Annotated in this window: 15 protein-coding genes; 10 read left to right on the top strand and 5 right to left on the bottom strand. The window is 45.8% G+C overall.

All coding sequences use genetic code 11. From position 1 onward, the window contains the following. On the bottom strand, nucleotides 1–1520 hold a 1520-nt coding region (locus GVN20_RS22740; protein WP_304621488.1), incomplete at its 3' end, for an alkaline phosphatase family protein. 202 nt (nucleotides 1521–1722) lie between these two features. Further along, nucleotides 1723–2613 carry an AraC family transcriptional regulator gene (locus tag GVN20_RS22735; protein WP_166560551.1) on the bottom strand — a complete coding sequence of 297 codons (891 nt, stop codon included), beginning with the start codon at nucleotides 2611–2613 and terminating at the stop codon, nucleotides 1723–1725. Nucleotides 2614–2757: 144 nt separating this feature from the next. On the opposite strand from GVN20_RS22735, the gene GVN20_RS22730 reads away from it, so the two are divergent. The 4 genes from GVN20_RS22730 (at nucleotide 2758) to GVN20_RS22715 (ending at nucleotide 4929) form a co-directional block, all read left to right on the top strand. Next, nucleotides 2758–3528, top strand: a complete 771-nt coding sequence (locus tag GVN20_RS22730; RefSeq protein WP_166560550.1) for a hypothetical protein — start codon at nucleotides 2758–2760, stop codon at nucleotides 3526–3528. Nucleotides 3529–3564: 36 nt separating this feature from the next. Continuing rightward, entirely contained in the window at nucleotides 3565–3726 is a 162-nt protein-coding gene (locus GVN20_RS30175) for a hypothetical protein (RefSeq protein WP_409033848.1), read from the top strand. A 144-nt stretch (nucleotides 3727–3870) separates the two neighbouring features. Then, the gene (locus GVN20_RS22720; protein ID WP_206023349.1) at nucleotides 3871–4437 is read left to right on the top strand and encodes a sugar O-acetyltransferase; all 567 of its coding nucleotides are present in this window, start codon (nucleotides 3871–3873) and stop codon (nucleotides 4435–4437) included. A gap of 12 nt (nucleotides 4438–4449) precedes the next feature. Then, nucleotides 4450–4929: a cyclophilin-like fold protein gene (locus tag GVN20_RS22715; RefSeq protein ID WP_166560549.1), complete on the top strand. Its 480-nt coding sequence runs from the start codon at nucleotides 4450–4452 to the stop codon at nucleotides 4927–4929. Between the two features lie 86 nt (nucleotides 4930–5015). Here the strand turns inward: GVN20_RS22715 and GVN20_RS22710 are convergent, their stop codons facing one another. From GVN20_RS22710 to GVN20_RS22700, 3 genes are read right to left on the bottom strand one after another with little or no spacing between them, the layout of a single operon-like run. Then, nucleotides 5016–5207, bottom strand: coding sequence for a hypothetical protein (locus tag GVN20_RS22710; protein WP_166560548.1), 192 nt, complete (start codon nucleotides 5205–5207; stop codon nucleotides 5016–5018). Nucleotides 5208–5246: 39 nt separating this feature from the next. Beyond that, on the bottom strand, nucleotides 5247–6125 hold the full coding sequence (locus GVN20_RS22705) for an alpha/beta fold hydrolase (protein ID WP_166560547.1): 879 nt from the start codon (nucleotides 6123–6125) through the stop codon (nucleotides 5247–5249). A gap of 39 nt (nucleotides 6126–6164) precedes the next feature. Next, complete coding sequence (locus GVN20_RS22700) at nucleotides 6165–6725, bottom strand: DinB family protein (protein WP_114462574.1); 561 nt, start codon at nucleotides 6723–6725, stop codon at nucleotides 6165–6167. Nucleotides 6726–7107: 382 nt separating this feature from the next. Here GVN20_RS22700 and mltG point away from each other — a divergent pair, with 382 nt between their 5' ends. The 6 genes from mltG to GVN20_RS22670 all read left to right on the top strand — a co-directional run bounded on the left by mltG (nucleotide 7108) and on the right by GVN20_RS22670 (nucleotide 16790). After that, complete coding sequence (mltG, locus tag GVN20_RS22695; RefSeq protein ID WP_166560546.1) at nucleotides 7108–8151, top strand: endolytic transglycosylase MltG; 1044 nt, start codon at nucleotides 7108–7110, stop codon at nucleotides 8149–8151. 84 nt (nucleotides 8152–8235) lie between these two features. Then, on the top strand, nucleotides 8236–8646 hold the full coding sequence (locus GVN20_RS22690; RefSeq protein WP_166560545.1) for a thioesterase family protein: 411 nt from the start codon (nucleotides 8236–8238) through the stop codon (nucleotides 8644–8646). A gap of 475 nt (nucleotides 8647–9121) precedes the next feature. Then, nucleotides 9122–10876 carry a DUF4331 domain-containing protein gene (locus GVN20_RS22685; protein ID WP_166560544.1) on the top strand — a complete coding sequence of 585 codons (1755 nt, stop codon included), beginning with the start codon at nucleotides 9122–9124 and terminating at the stop codon, nucleotides 10874–10876. A 27-nt stretch (nucleotides 10877–10903) separates the two neighbouring features. Then, complete coding sequence (locus GVN20_RS22680; RefSeq protein ID WP_166560543.1) at nucleotides 10904–12940, top strand: DUF4331 family protein; 2037 nt, start codon at nucleotides 10904–10906, stop codon at nucleotides 12938–12940. An 83-nt stretch (nucleotides 12941–13023) separates the two neighbouring features. Further along, nucleotides 13024–14346, top strand: coding sequence for a tetratricopeptide repeat protein (locus GVN20_RS22675; protein WP_229599158.1), 1323 nt, complete (start codon nucleotides 13024–13026; stop codon nucleotides 14344–14346). 161 nt (nucleotides 14347–14507) lie between these two features. Then, nucleotides 14508–16790 carry a TonB-dependent receptor domain-containing protein gene (locus GVN20_RS22670; RefSeq protein ID WP_166560542.1) on the top strand — a complete coding sequence of 761 codons (2283 nt, stop codon included), beginning with the start codon at nucleotides 14508–14510 and terminating at the stop codon, nucleotides 16788–16790. Nucleotides 16791–16811: the final 21 nt, after the last annotated feature.

Genomic DNA, 16811 nt, shown 5'->3' with positions numbered 1-16811 from the left:
CCAATAGACCCCGCCCGCCCTTTGTTTTGCGGACTTGCTTCTTTGCGTTTGTTTTCTTGCTCCATGCTCACGTGTTCGACACTCGGGTCAATGCCTTTGGAAACCTTACCGTCAGAAAGGTCGGGTTTGGGAGCAACAAACGGCGGCACGTGGTCAAAATAGCCGTCGTTTTCGTCGTACGTCACGATAAAAATCGTCTTTTTCCAAACGTCAGGATTTTGGGTCAAAATATCCATGACCTCCGAAATATACCAAGCACCGTACCAAGGCGCGCCGGGGTGGTCGGAGAAGTTTTCGGGGGCAATCACCCACGAAACAGTGGGCAATTTGCCCGTTTTTACATCTTCTCTGAACTGGTGCAACGTATCGCCTTTGGGAATAGCTACTTGGCGCTCAGTGTCGCCGTCTTTGTAGGTATGTGTGGTAAGTTCGTGATAGTGCGGGTCGTTGATATTGGTTGTAAATGCTTTTTGGTGCAGGTTTTTTTCGCGTTGCGAAAGTTTTTCAAAATTCTCACTACTCCATTTCTCGCGGTCTTGCTTGGCAAGTACGAGCATGTCCTGCTTCCGTTTCAGGGCTTTTTGGGCCACTTCGGTTTCTTTACCAGTTTGGGGCAGCGTTTTGAGCTTTTGTTCCAACGCAGCGATTTCGTCGGGCAGCGTTTTGAGTTGAGTGGTCAGAAATTTCTGATAACCACTCGAAAACCGAACATGGTATTGGGTAAACCATTCGATGGGATTGTCGGTAAAATTGGCAAGCCAAGCCTCTTCATCGCCCGTGAAGCCCATCGGCAAGCTCAATTCATTTTGATAGATTCTCCACGAAATATTATTGTCTTCCAAACGCTCCGGAAACGTGGTCCAGCTCGCTTCATCTTCATAATCAACGTCAGAATTTCGAACGTTAGCCTTTGAGTTGATGTCGGGTTTTTCGCGGACGGTTCCTGTCCAGAGGTACAGACGATTAGGGGTTGTACCCGTCAGGGAGGAGCAAAAATGTTGGTCGCAAACGGTAAAGGCATCGGCCAAAGCGTAATAGAACGGAATGTCTTCGCGGTTGTAGTAGCCCATGGTGAGGGGCATATTGGCGTATTCCTTGTTTCCAGAGCGTTTTACATCGAGCCAGCGGTCGTATTTTCCGTCGTTGCGGGCGTCCACTTGGTTTTCCCACGAGTGCGGAAGGGCGCTCATCCACGTTGCTTTGGTATCTTTGATGTCGAGTCGAAAAGGGGCGTAGGTTTCACCCGCCGCATTTTTTTGGAGCCAGACAAGGTTTTTATTGGGTAGATTAATTGCACGTGGGTCGTTGTAGCCTCTCACACCCCGGAGTGTACCGAAGCAGTGGTCAAAGGAGCGGTTTTCCTGCATCAACACCACGATGTGTTCGGCGTCAAGGTAGGTACTTCCGGAGGGTGGATTGATTTCTAGTGCTTTTTGAATAGAGGCAGGCAACATGCCCCATATACTTGCCCCACTTGAGAGGAGTGCCGCTTTTTTTAGAAAGTCTCTTCTGGAATCCATAAGGTTGTCTGAAGCTGAAAAATGGAGAAAAGTGGATAAACAAAAATACTACTTAAAAGGAAGGAATAGTGACTAATAGAGCCCCCACAACAAAAGTACTATTTTTAGTTTTATTTACTTTTTTGTTTTTATCGACTCCCAACGGTTGGCACCGGTACGACTTCATCCATTTTTACTGTACTGCCAAAGTAGAGTAAAATGCTTAATTTATCCCCATTCTATACTCCAAGGGACTTACCCCCACTTTTTGCTTGAAAAGTCTTGTGAAATGTTGGGGATATTTGAAGCCTAATTCGTAGGCAATTTCGCTGATGGATTTGGAGCGGTCCAACACCTTCGTCTTTGCGGCTTCCATCAACTTCAAGTGGATAAACTCCAGCGCTGTTTTCCCCGTTTCTTTTTTGATTAAATCTCCAAAATAATTGGCAGAGACGTTTAGCTTTTCGGCAAAGTAAGCGACCGAGGGTAGGCCATCCATTCCCAATTTTTCGCCAAAAATGTACGCATTAAGCCGATTTTCAAACTGCGCTAACAGGTCATGGTGAACCACCTCGCGGGTGATAAACTGACGGTCGTAAAACCTAGAACAGTATTTCAGGAGTAGTTCAAGGTTAGCAACAATGATTTGCTTGCTGTGTTTATCAATATTTTGCTTGATTTCCGTTTCAACGTTTGCAAAACACAGGTCAATCAACGCCCGTTCTTTTTCCGAAACGTGCAAGGCTTCGTACGAGTCGTACCCAAAAAACGAATATTCGTGGATTTGCTTGGCGAGGTGAGTGCCATGTAATAGGTCAGGGTGAAAAATCAAGGCTTTTCCGTAGGGCTGATGCCATTCACCTTCGGGTTCGCTGGCCCCAATTTGTCCAGGCCCAAAAAACACGATTGTACCTTCCTCGTAGTCATAGTATTTGAGACCGTATCGTAAGTCTCCGCACCTGCTGTCCTTGATAATGATGGCATAAAAATCAATCCTGAATTTACAGCGCTGAATAAGGTCAGATTTGTCCAAATCCACCAGCCCAATCAACGGGTGTAACGTTGGGTTGTTGAAGGTTTGGCAGTACTTTTTAATCGAGTCATAAATAATCATAGTCTTGTTTTTTTACCAAAACTACGAACGAACGAATTGAAATAAATCACCACCCGTAAAAATGGTAAGTAAAACCGTAAAATGTATAAAAGCAACGAGATAGGTTGTGTATAATTTTGTGGTGTGTGAAATAACTGCCTATCAATGAAATATTTACAATTTATTTTTTTGCTCTTTGTCTTAATTTTTATGGCATTATCAGGAGGTTGCCAAACCCCTGATAGCACCCAAACCACCTCTACCTTTTCGGGGACGGTGGGGATTACCAACAATGGCTTTTCGATTATTCCTACTTTTTCATTGAATCACCCCGCAGCTATCATGAATTTTTCGTGGCGCAAAAAACGGGTTAGTTTTGATCCTGACATTCGGCTTGTTCCCGATGCCAGCAAAGGTGGATTGATTTTTTGGGTGCGCTACCGTCTGATTGAGCAAAAGAAGTTCAGTTTGCGGGTAGGGGCGCACCCCGCCTTTACCCTCATTCGTAGCAGCGTGACCGACAATGGAAATACCAAAGATATTACCGAAATGCTGCGATTTCTTGCCTTTGAGGTGGTGCCGAGTTATCAAATTACGCCCCACGTTGGGGTAAGTGCCATGTATTTACAAGGAAATGCTTTGCAAAATCATGGGCCTCAGCTCACAAGAGTGCTGTTTCTCAATACCAGTTTTACCAACCTCAAATTGAGTCAAAACCTTCGATTAGATCTATTTCCAACCATTTTTTTCTTGCATACCGACGGCTATCGGGGTGATTATTTTACGCTTACGGGGAGCTTATCACACAAAAAATGGCCTTTTAGTTTACAATCCACCATCAATCAGACATTTAACTCAAATGTGCCTGGTAATCAGAATTTTATGTGGAATGTGGCGCTGAATTATCATTTCAAACGAAAAGTCACTGGAAATTGAAGCCAATGAAATCGGTCAACAAACTGTGGACGAGTAATCAATCTCAGCGGGGCTGAAAATCAGATTCAAGGGGCAATCGTAGATGGTATCAACCATGCCATGTTTCCAAAAGTAACCCTTGTGAATGGGGCGGTTGCCGAAACTAATTTTCACCTCTACAAATTTCTGAAGGTAAAAGGATGCACCATCAGAAATTGATGTAAAATTTGTGGATTCAGAAGAAGCCCCAACAGGTTTGGGAGAACCCGCTCTGCCACCAATAGCGGCCGCACTTGCTAACGCTATTTTTGCAGCGACGGGCATTCGATTAAGAAAAATGCCTTTTGATTTAGATAATCTAAGATGATGAATTCGGAGAAAAACATATTTGAACGCATGTTGGAAGGGGGAATTATTCCTCCTGACGACCCGCAAATGCCTTACATGTGGGAGATAGTAAATCGGACATTGAAACTGAATTCTGAGCTTAATAAATCAACTGATACAGAGCAAATTAGGGAGCGACTGAGTGAAATCATTGCCAAACAGATTGATGCCAGTACCACGATTTTTGTGCCTTTTTACACCAATTTTGGGCAGCATATCCAATTGGGTAAAAATGTATTTATCAATCACGGTTGCACTTTCCTCGACCTCGGAGGCATAATAATTGAAGACGATGTACTGATTGGGCCTCAGGTCTGTATTGTTACCGAAAATCACCCTATCGACCCCGCCAAACGCAAATCGCTTGATTTAAAATCGGTAACGATTGAACGCAATGCTTGGATTGGTGCCAACGCTACGATTTTACCCGGGGTTACTGTCGGCGAAAATTCGATTGTGGCCGCGGGGGCGGTCGTGGCAAAAGATGTGCCCGCCAATACCGTCGTAGGTGGAGTACCGGCAAAAGAACTCAGGAACATTTAAACAATTACTAAAATGAAATATTTAACATACCTGCTGTTTGGTTCACTCTCTGTGTCAATGGCTTGTAAATCGGAAAGAATTATCAATGAAATCAATTTAGTTATGACTGAGCCACCTACATCTGTAGCAACCACCCCTAAAATTACCATCAAAATCGGGGCAAGTACTTTTACGGCTACTCTTTTGGATAACGCTACTGCAAATGCCTTTAAGGCGCTGTTGCCGCTGACAATCAACATGAAAGAACTCAATAACAACGAGAAATTTTTCGATTTGCCCAAAAGTCTTCCCACAAATTCGTCAGTTCCCGCAAGTATCCAATCGGGAGATTTGATGATGTACGGGGCAAATACGTTGGTGTTGTTTTACAAAGGTTTTACAACGTCTTACAGTTACACCAAAATTGGTAAAATTGACGATGTAACGGGGCTGACAGGGGCACTGGGGGCGGGAGATGTAAAGGTGAGTTTTGAGATAAACCCAACAGAATAACGCACGAAGTACTTTAGAATAGCTTCGCAAAATAATGTGGATTAATGCCGACACTCAGGTACGTAGGCTTGGGGATGGCCTAGGTGTCAATCGTCTTCTTTAAGCAGATTTTTATACTGAAAATAATACAACACCGAGCTGGCCGTGAAGCAAACTGCCATGACAATACGCGGTAAATTCCAGCTTTGGGCAAAACCCGCAATTAGGGTAACCAAAGCGGCCAATCCCATGCCAATTGTGGCTATTTTGGCCCAGCGCCGACGCTTTTCAATATCCATTTGTGTGTAGAATGAAATTGGGAAGAAGAGGTAAAAAGGTTACTTAATGGTCATTGGATTGGTGCTTAAAAAATGGATAACCAGCTTATTAAATGTTTTTGGTTTGTCCATATTTGATAGATGGCCCGCTCCTTTGATGACGGCTTTCCGAACGTTGGGAATTTTCTGGACCATTGTATCAGCCGCTCGGTGAAAGCTTTCTTCGTCTTTTTCTCCTACCAAAAGGAGCGTAGGGGCGCGGATGGAAGAAACCAAATCGAGAGTCGTAGGAGTGCCAAAAGCGGGGTCGATTCGGGGGTTGATGAAATGATCGCCGTGGTAGTCGGCAATCATTTCGCTCAAATTAATAATGGTTTTGTCGTCGGCGGCATACAGCCGCATAAGTGGAGAGCGCAGCCACACATCCTGCTGCTCGTCGTGCCACCCGTGGTGCGAAGCGAGGTCAACGATTTTGTTAACTACGGCTTTGAGTTGCGGGGTTCCGTCGGTAAATCCGTCTGGATTGGCATCGGCAGCCACGATTTTGAGGACACGCTCGGGGTGGGTGGCGGCAAAATTGAGGGCCACATTTCCTCCGAGCGCTACTCCTACTATATGCGCTTTTTCAATTTTCAGGAAGTCAAGCAATGCTTTTAAATCATCGCTTGGATTGTGAGGGTCGCGGGCGCGGGCGGATTGCCCAAAACCGCGAATATCGTACCGAATCACTCTAAAATGACGGGCAAAGGCCTTCCATTGGGCGTTCCACTGGCGAGAGTCTAAGGCCGTTTCGTGGATAAACACCACGGGTTCACCTTTGCCTTCTACTTCATAATATAGCTTTGTATCGGCCACGGGAGCCAAACCGGTCAGTGTTTTTTGTGCCGATACCCCTCCCGTAAACATTCCCCACAAACTCAAAAAAACAAAAATCCGCATGAGACGAAAGAAATAGTTTAGGAATAATGGTTGACACTATCAGTAATCATCAAAATCGTCGCTGCCTCCGTTACCGTAGTAGTCATCATCATCGGTGCGGCTTTTTTTGCCAAGCCCTTTGTAGAGTAATGATTTTTTAAGGATAGAAATTTGTCCGGCGTGGTATAAATCGTGTTGTAAAATGCCGTGAAGCATGGTGTAGAAATCATATTCACGACCTGGTACAATTTCTTCCAAAAACTCGTCGTCTTCGCGTTTTTCAAGTTCGGCAATCAATTCTTCTTGACTGAGACTCAATTCCATTTGGAGCGCTTCCCACTCAAATTCATCAAAAACAAGGAAGGATTTCCAATCACGCGCTTTGGTTACTTCATACTCTCCATCGCCTTGTAAGCGTTTCACCACAAAAATCCGCCAAGTGGTCATGTGATAAACCAATTCCGCAATGCTGTGGGTATTGGGCATTATTTTTTGCGAGGCCATTTCCCACGACACGTCACTGAGTACTTCTACTACCGAAGGACCATGCCATGCTTCTTCGCTTTCGTATATAAGATTAAATTGATCAATAATTCGGAGTAATTCTTCTTTTTTGTCCATTGGGATAGTTCAGCGAAGTTTTTGGTTAATCGGTAGCTTTATAGTGAAATTATAAGAAATGCAAAGTTATTGAATACTCACTACTAACAACTCATTGTGATTCCGAAATCTTGCATAATTATGCAAATTTTGAACGTTCTGTTCCCTAAAATAGCAAAATAGTTAACATGAAAGGGCATTTTAGGATATTAGCCAACTTGGCGTTTGAACCTTTTTTTGTGCTCAATAAAGCAATAAACAAAGGGAAACTTCCAATGCCTGCACTGAAAACCAAACCTAACGTGTACTTTTGCACTGATTTTTTAGCAGCAGACGACCGACTTGTAGCAATGTGCTGCTTGAAGTCCAATTCCAAAAAATAAATGTCAAACATCATCATTTCATGTCGCGTAATTTAAAGATAGGAATATTTATTACAGTAGCAGTCGTGTTTACTACGTTTACTGTTTACTTCTGGCAAATGGCCCAAACGCCTAACTTTCAGGTAAGTAAAGACAAGGATTTTGCGCTGTTGATTCCGACGGGTGCTACCTACCAATCGGTGCTGGATACTCTCAAAAAAAATGAGGTGGTCAACGACGAAATTTCGTTTCGGTTTATGGCCAAGTTGCTCAAACTGCCCGAGCGCATCAAGCCGGGGCGGTACGTGTTGCGGCGGGATATGGGAAATTTGGAAGCCATCAAAAAGCTAAGAAACGGGTCGCAGGATGCCGTCAGGTTGACCTTCAATAATATTCGTCTCAAAGAAGATTTGATTCAGCGGATTGGCAGCAAGTTTGAATTTGGCCCCGAGGCGCTCGGCAAACTGCTGAACGACCCCGCAGTATGCCAAAAATTTGGATTTGATACCACCAATGTATCAAGTATGTTTTTGCCCAATACTTACGAGATTTTTTGGACCACTCCCGTAGATAAGTTTTTGGGAAGAATGCACGACGAATACCAAAAGTTTTGGACGCCCGCCCGCCTCGAAAAAGCCAAGGCTTTGGGATATACCAAGGCAGAGGTGTCGGTTTTGGCGTCGATTGTGGATGCCGAAACCAATCGGAATGATGAGATGCCGCGCATTGCGGGGGTGTACCTAAACCGGATTCGCCAAAGTATGCCGCTACAAGCCGATCCAACGGTGATTTTTGCGTGGCGTGACTTTTCCATCAAACGCGTTACGGGTCGCCTTTCGGCGTTAAATTCTCCTTATAATACTTACCGTGTCTTAGGGTTGCCTCCTGGGCCTATCAACGTGCCGAGTACGGTGGCGATTGATGCCGTGCTGAATGCAGAAGAGCATAACTACCTCTATTTCTGCGTAAAAATTGACCCCGAAGGAAAACTGATGGGCTACCACGATTTTGCCGTCACCTACGACGACCACCTCCTCAACGCCCGCAAGTACCAAGAAGCGCTCAATAAAATGAATATAAAGTAGAAGTGAAGAGTGAGTAGCCGGTAGTGAGAATAAAAAATACTCCTCACTCCTCACTTCTCACTTCTCACTCCTGACAACTGATTTATGTTTACTTACGAATACAAAGGTATAAGAGTAAGATACGCCGATACTGATCAAATGGGGTATGTGTATTACGGCAATTATGGACGGTTTTATGAAATCGGGCGGGTAGAAGCCCTGCGTAGCATTGGATTTTCGTACCGGGACATGGAGGAAGCAGGAACGATGATGCCCGTCTACGAAAATTATTCACGCTATTTGCAGCCTGCCCGTTACGACGATGAGTTAACCATCAAAGTGACCATTCCGGAATTGCCCGCCGCGCGGGTGGTATTTCGGTACGAAATTCGGAATCAGACGGGAGCGGTACTCAATACGGGCGAAACCACGCTGGTTTTTCTGAATCGCGAAACCAACCGACCTACGCGGGCACCGAGCTTTTTGTTGGAGAAATTGAAACCCTATTTTACGTAGACCAGACGATTTGAGTAGACATAATTGCGTTTTTCAGCACCCCGAATGAGTCATGTTTCATTCGGGGTTTTTCTTTTTTGATGGGTATTTTTTATCCCAAACCGAATTTTTTTGATTTGCTGCATTAATTAATCATTACCTAAAATCTATTTCCGCTTCTGGCACGTATGTATGAATAAATGACAGCAAATTATTGGATTTGTACAACCAAAATGGAAACGTATGAAGGAAAAGAGTACCCCAATTGCCCTGCGTATCCGGGTTTCGTCTTCGGGTTGACCCACTAAGGTTTAACCTTTTGTCTTTGGCAGGAATGCTGCAGTGACCCTGTTTAAAGCCTCATCACTTTCTTAAAGTTTAGTAACGTAACCGTTTTGAGATATGCTTCTCATCAACGGGAGTCCTTTTATTGCCCTTTTTAAAGGTTTTTCTAATACCCATTTTTCTCACAATCTAACACATTAACATCATGCGAATGTTTCCTTTGCTTCGTGTCCAACGCGGGTTTGGATTACTTTGTTGCGCACTGCTGTTGTCTGTCGGCAGTTATGCTTCCAGCCACCGGGAAGCTCCACTGATTTCACAGGACCCTCTGGCCGACAACACCGACGTCTATGCCTTCAAAAGCCCCGATGACCCCAATTCAATTACCATCATTGCCAATTACATCCCGTTCGAGTCGCCCGAAGGCGGGCCCAATTACTACAATTTTGGCACGAATGTTCGTTATGAGATTCACATAAAGAACAAAGCCACTACCGCCGGTGATGACATTACCTACCGCTTTACATTTTCGAGTGTCAATGAAGACCCAACAACTTTTTTCAACATTCGTTTGGGAAAGCAAAATCTTAAAACCACTTACAAATGTGAAAAAAGCACCGACGGTGGCCGAACATTCGTAACCATTATTTCCAACGGAATGGTACCGCCAAACAACATCGGACCGCGCTCTATCGAAAACGCAACGGTTGGATTGGGGACTTCATACGATGCCCTCGTTCAGCAATCAATTGCCACAGCCAATTCGGGTGAGAAGGTTTTCTGTGGCCCCGTAGATGACCCTTTCTTTGTGGATTTGGCGGGTGCTTTTGACGTCGGAAATTTCCGTCCAGAAGGAAACACTACCAACCCAACGGTGGATGGCTTGAATCGTTTTAACGTTCACACGATTGCCCTCAAAATTCCGGTGAATTTACTACAAAAAGATGGTAAAAGTGTGATGCAGGCCGCCAATATTCTGGATCCTGATTATGTGATTGGGGTGTGGGCATCGGCGAGCCGCCAAATGATTCAAACGCTCTACCAAGGGGCTGATGTGGGTTACGATGGCAAATACGTGCAAGTCTCGCGCCTTGGAATGCCGCTGACCAACGAAGCCGTGATTCCAGTGGGTTTGAAAGATAAATGGAATGCCTCCACTCCTTACAACGGCGAAGATTTGCAATTTGCCAAGTATTTTACCAATCCTGAGTTGGCACTCTACATGGATGATTCTCAGTTTGGCAAAGCGGTACCTTCGCTGAATGCCCTTCGTATTCAGGAAAAATCGTTGGGTTCTTTTGATTTTCGGAATGGCAAGCCAGGCTTATTTGTGCTGAAAGGGAATCAGGCATTGAATGGAACGGCGCTTTCGGAAGCTGCCTTTGGCGGGTTGTTATTGCCCGACAACAAAAGCCCGCGTGCAGTTGATTTACTGCCAATATTCTACACTGGTGTGCCTAATTTAGCTCCTTATCAACTGGCAACGGGCAAGAGTGGCAATCCTTTGGCAGCAGGTAAACCATTTATTCACAACTTCTTGCCTACTTTGGGAGATATGTTGCGGCTCAACATGGCGGTTCCTGCTACCCCACGCAACCACCCCAAATTCAGCTCTTTGGGCTTGGTACAAGCGGCCGTTTTGGGTTTAACCGACCCTGATTACAACGCTTCCACGGCTTTACAATTCATTCCAAATATGGATGGCTTCCCCAACGGACGCCGCTTGGAAGATGATGTAACCACGATTGAATTGCAGGCCGTAAGTGGAGTAGTACTAGCCGCCGTTGGCTTGTGGTACGACGATTTTCAGCCGGGTGTAACGACCAGCCCCGTGACGCCTAAACTCGTTAACGTGCTGGGTTTCAACGCGGGACCCACCAAAAATGACATTGAGCTAAAGCCCATGTTTCCCTTCGTTCAGAACCCTTGGCGAGGATTTGATTATCCCGAAAAAGCAAGATTCTAACCTTCACCATTCACAACACTGAAAAAGATGAAAAACATAAAAAACCTTATAGCTGTGGTGGGGGTACTGGCCGTGATTTGCCTGCAAACCTCCCAATCGTTTGGTTCTTCGCACCGCGAAGCGCCGCTGATTTCAAACGACCCACTGGCGGATAATACGGACTTGTACGCCTTTAAAAGTCCAAATAATGCCGAAAATGTGGTGCTTATTGCCAATTATATCCCTTTTCAGCATCCTGCGGGTGGACCCAACTGGTATTCTTTTGGCGAGCGCATCCGCTACGAAGTTCACGTAGACAACAACGCTGCTACGCCCGGCTCTGACATTATTTATCGTTTTACGTTTGAGCGTGTCAACGAAGACCCTACTACTTTTTTCCTGATTCGGTTGGGTAAAGAAAACCTGAAAACTACCTACAAGTGTGAGCGCAGCATGGACGGCGGTAGGTCTTTCAGCACCATTGTGATGAAAGGCACGGTACCACCACCAAACATCGGACCCCGTTCGATTGAGAACAAAACGGTGGGTTTGGGTGCGGAGTCTTACGATGATTTGGTCAATAAGGCTGTGGCCACGGCTACCACGGGCGAAAAGATTTTCTGCGGACCGGTAGATGACCCATTCTTTGTGGATTTGGGCGGAATTTTTGACCTTGGAAACATGCGTCCAAGCAGCGGAAAAGACGGTGTAGCTAAATTTAACTGCCATTCTATCGTGATTGAAGTGCCCGTTGCGACCTTGCAGAAAAGCAAAAAAACGGTGGCGCAGGCATCCAATATTCTTGACCCTGATTACGTCATCGGAGTGTATGCCTCGGCGAGCCGCCAGATGATAAAAACGCTCTATTCGGGTGGAGATGTAGGCTTTGATGGCAACTACGTTCAGGTGTCAAGGTTGGGAATGCCATTGACCAACGAAGCCGTGATTCCGTTGGGGATGAAAGATAAATGGAATGCTGCTAAGCCAAGCGAAGATTTGCAGTTTGCCCAGTATTTTACCAATCCTGAGCTGGCACTTTACATGGATGATTCTCAGTTTGGGGCGGCAGTTCCAGGCTTGGCTCCTTTGCGGATTCAATCAAAATCATTGGGAGCCTTCGATTTTCGGAATGGCAAGCCCGGTCTTTTTGGTTTGAAAGGCAACCCTGCCCTCAACGGTACGGCGTTGTCAGAAGCGGCTTTTGGAAGTGTGTTGTTGCCAGATAATAAAAGCCCACGCGCGGTTGATATTCTGCCTATATTTTACACGGGTGTGCCCAATTTGCCACCGTACCAATTGGCCACGGGCAAAGCAGGAAATCCTTTGGCTGCAGGTAAACCGTTTATTCACAACTTCTTGCCTACTTTTGGTGATTGGCTGCGCCTCAACATGGCCGTGCCTGCCACGCCCCGTACCGACCCTAAATTTAGTTCGTTGGGCTTGGTGCAAGCCGCTGTTTTGGGTCTTACTGACCCAATGTACAACGGCTCGACGGCTTTGCAGTTTATTCCCAACATGGATGGTTTTCCTAACGGTCGCCGTTTAGAGGATGACGTCACCACCATCGAGCTTCAGGCCGTGGGTGGCGTTGTATTGGCGGCCATCGGTTTGTGGTACGACGATTTTAAACCCGGTGAAACTGCCAGCCCCGTAACGCCAAATCTGGTGAGTGTGCTGTCGTTTAATGCGGGTGTTACTAAAAATGATACCATCCTAAAACCTTGGTTTCCGTACGAACAAAATCCTTGGCGAGGTTTCCGGGGTAACAGCTACTCGGGCCCATCTACTTCATCGGCCCGTATTGCTACCACTCCGTTGGAAGATAAAGTACAAGGGTTGTCGGTCAAGGTTTTGGGAAATCCCGTGTTGACGGATGATGTTTCTGTCGAAATCTCAGGCGTTGACGGACAGGCGCTGCGCATGGGATTGACCAACAGTCAAGGTCAGGTCATGGGACAACAATCGGTCGGAAAAGCTGGTCGGATTGAGCGCCAAACGTTCCGTATCGGCCGTCAACCGGGCATTTATTTCCTACAGGTATCTACCGCGAGCGAGCACCAAACGGTGAAGATTATTCGTAACTAATGAAGTACTTGGGAGGTCGGTAATCGTTTGAAAATCATGCCTCCCAATTTTTTAATAACAACCGCTATCTCCCCTCTAAAAAAATGAAAAAAGTAATATTTATTCCAAAACGAGCATTGTTGTTCTCCCTCCCTATTTTGATGATGGGCTTGTTACCAATGAGTTGCACCGACAAAGGAAAAACCAATTCTGAAACCACCGCTTCAAGCACCTCAACGATGGAAATACCCGCGCTGTATGAACGTAGGGGAGAGTTGGCCAAAGCTGAAGAATGGGTACGAACCAAAGAAAAAGTAGAAGAACTGAAGAAACAAATCAAAAAAGACCCGAGTGATGTCAAGCCGCGTCTCCAGATGGCCATGATTTACCTTTCGGAGGCACGGATTACGGGCGAACATCCCTATTATTATCCCGCAATTTTAACCATCTTGGACGGAGTGTTGGCGATGGATTACAAAAACTTTGAGGCGACTACTTTCAAGGCTTCCGTAAAAATGTCGCAGCACCAATTTGCCGAAGCCCGCGATTTGGCAGAAAAAGCCCGCCAACTCAATCCCAACAACGCCTATGTGTACGGTGTGTTGGTCGATGCCAACGTCGAACTCGGTAACTATGAAGAAGCCGTGGCGATGTCGGATAAAATGCAGGAGATGAAGCCTTCGCTAGAATCGTACTCGCGAGCGTCTTATCTGCGGGAGATTTATGGTCAGTATCCAAGCTCAATCGAAGCCATGAAATTGGCCGTTGATGCAGGACTGCCCGGCTCAGAGCCGTATTGTTGGAGTAAAAACACTTTGGCGCAATTGTACGAAACAACGGGCAAATTGAAAGAAGCCGAACAACAATACAACGAAATTTTGGCGTTGCGTCCGAGTTATGCTTTTGCTTTGAGAGGAGTGGCCCGCATTCATAAAGCCAGAAAAGAATACGATAAAGCCCTCGCAACGCTCGACAAAGCAGCGGCCATTATGCCCGAATTTTCGTTTCATGAGGAAATGGCCGAAATCTACGCGCTGCAAGGAGACAAGGAAAAAGCAAATGCCAAATATGCCGAGGTGGTGAAAATGCTGGATGAAGATGCGCAGTCAGGTCATGCCGTTGATTTGGAGCTTTGCAAACTTTATACGCAAATGGGGCAGTTTGATTTGGCGTTGGAATATGGCATGAAAGAATACAACAAACGTCCCAAAAATATTGATGTGAATCACGCGTTGGCGTGGGTGTATTTCAAACAAAATAATATTCAAAAAGCGCAGCAACACGTACAGATTGCATTGCGTACGGGTAGTAAAGACCCTGAATTATTGCAAAAAGCGGGCACCATTGAGCTTGCCCTCGGCAATGCTGGCCCTGGAAATAAACTGATTGCCGAAGCCAAAAAAACCAATCCGAGGTTCACGCTCTGAGGTTATCTTGGTTGGATTAAATCTTGTTATTTTTTTGCATAGCATTTGGTACGATTCCCGCTTTAGAACGTATTCTGATGGGGCTATCAAACTCACTTGCTGGTGAGTTGGTTTCTATTTCTTTGAGTATTTTGTGCCAATTTTAGCAGTCTCTTTCGGTTATGAAACAAATTGTTTATTACATATTATTGACTATCAGTTGTTTGTTTAGTTTTTCGGCGTTTGCACACCTTGGCAGTATTTCGGGTGTGGTGTATGAACAAACCACCAACCTGCCCCTAAAGGGCGTAAATGTGCAATTGACTGGGTTGGGGAAAACCACCACCACCAACGAACTGGGGCAATACCGTTTTGATGAATTGGTAGCGGCTCCTTATAAAATCGAATTGTCTTACGTAGGTTTGAAAACGGTGGTAGTGGAAGCGATTGTGCTGGATGACCAAACCACGTCCCTCAAAACGCTCATGGTCAACTCTACCCTCGAATTGAAAGAAGTGGTGGTGTCGGCGCATCGGGCGCATGATCAACAGCTTATCAGTAACTTAGACATTAAAATTCGTCCCATTGTCAATTCTCAGGAGATTTTACGGATGGTGCCAGGCTTATTTATTGGCCAACATGCGGGCGGTGGAAAAGCCGAACAGATTTTTTTGCGCGGGTTTGACATCGACCACGGCACCGATATTCAACTTACCGTAGATGGCATGCCGGTCAATATGGTTTCTCACGCTCACGGGCAGGGATACGCTGATTTGCATTTTGTGATTCCCGAATTGATTCAGGGCGTTGATTTTAAAAAAGGACCTTATCATGCCGAAAAAGGCAACTTTACGACCGCAGGTTGGGTGAACTTTCGCACACGCAACGCACTTGACCGCTCGTTTGTGAAACTGGAAGCGGGCCAATTTGGCACGTACCGAGCAGTAGCAGGGCTGGATTTACTGGGAAATCGCCTGAAATCTGGGAAAAATCGTGACAAAAACCAATCGGCGTATTTGGCATCGGAGTATTCTTATTCTAATTCGTATTTTGACAATCCGCAGGACTTTAAGCGCTTAAATATCATGGGGAAATACCACGGGCATCTTTCCCCAACGACCTATCTCACGCTGACAGGGTCGACGTTTTGGAGTAAATGGAACCACTCTGGGCAGATTCCCGACCGGGCCATTGAATCGGGGCTGACTGGCTTTTTTGGATCCGTCGATCCCACCGAAGGCGGTGAAACAAGTCGAACCAACGTAAACGTCGAACTGGTGACCGTAACCCCGCGCAACCATACCATTAAGAATCAGTTTTTTTACGGAAATTATAACTTTGAGTTGTATTCCAACTTTACCTTTTTTCTGGTAGATTCAATCAATGGTGACCAAATCCGTCAGAAAGAGAAGCGTAATTTAGTGGGTTATAACGGCAGTTTTGCTACCCAAAATGACGTAGGTAATACGCAATGGACGACCACATTGGGCGTGCAGTACCGACAGGATTTTACAAAAAACTCGGAACTTTCGCACACCAAAAATCGAATAGAAACCCTCAATCGGATTCAATTCGGTAACATCGACGAACTCAACGCTTCGGTGTATGCCGATGAGTTGGTGCAGGTTTCCAGTCGGTTTACCATCAATGCGGGCCTGCGCCTTGATTTTTTTCGTAATCAATACGAAGATTTACTGTCGGCGCCTTTGACGACCAAACAGGCTTCGGCGGCGATTCTTTCGCCCAAGTTGAATTTTTATTACACCTTCAATAACCGTTTTCAGTTGTATCTCAACACGGGTCGAGGCTTTCATTCCAACGATACTAGGGTAGTGGTTCCGCAGGGAGGACGGGAGATTTTGCCGCCTGCTTACGGCTCCGACTTGGGCGCGATTTTCAAGCCTTTTCCTAAGTTACTCATCAATGCTGCCGCGTGGTATCTGTGGTTACAACAGGAATTTGTATACGTAGGTGATGCGGGCGTGGTCGAACCTGGGGGTCGTACGCGTCGGCAGGGAATTGATTTGTCGGTGCGGTATCAAATCACCGATCACTTGTACGCTGATATTGACGTAAATACCACCAAACCAAGGGCAATTGGAGAATTGGAAGGCCAAAACTACCTACCTTTGGCTCCTGTTTTTACGACAATGGGTGGCCTGTCGGTACAGAATAATGCTGGTTTCAGCGGGTCGTTGCGGTATCGCTACATCGGCAACCGTCCTGCCAACGAAGACAATTCCATCGTGGCCAAGGGCTATTTTGTAACGGATATGCAGGCCAATTATAGCCGAAAAAATTATACGCTTGGCCTATCGGTTCAGAATCTGTTTAATACACGTTGGAAAGAAACTCAGTTTGCTACTGAAAGCCGATTGCAGGGAGAAGCGGCACCCGTTGAAGAAATTCACTTTACGCCCGGAACGCCTTTTTTCGCTCGTTTGAGCTTGACAGTTTTCTTTTAAGTTTGACTAAATGAGGCTTGT

It is taken from the genome of Runella sp. CRIBMP (genome assembly GCF_009905605.1).
In the GTDB taxonomy this organism is placed as follows: Bacteria; Bacteroidota; Bacteroidia; order Cytophagales; family Spirosomataceae; genus Runella.
The sequence above is the reverse complement of the archived record's forward strand: the minus strand, read 5'-3'. Positions and strand labels throughout refer to the sequence as shown.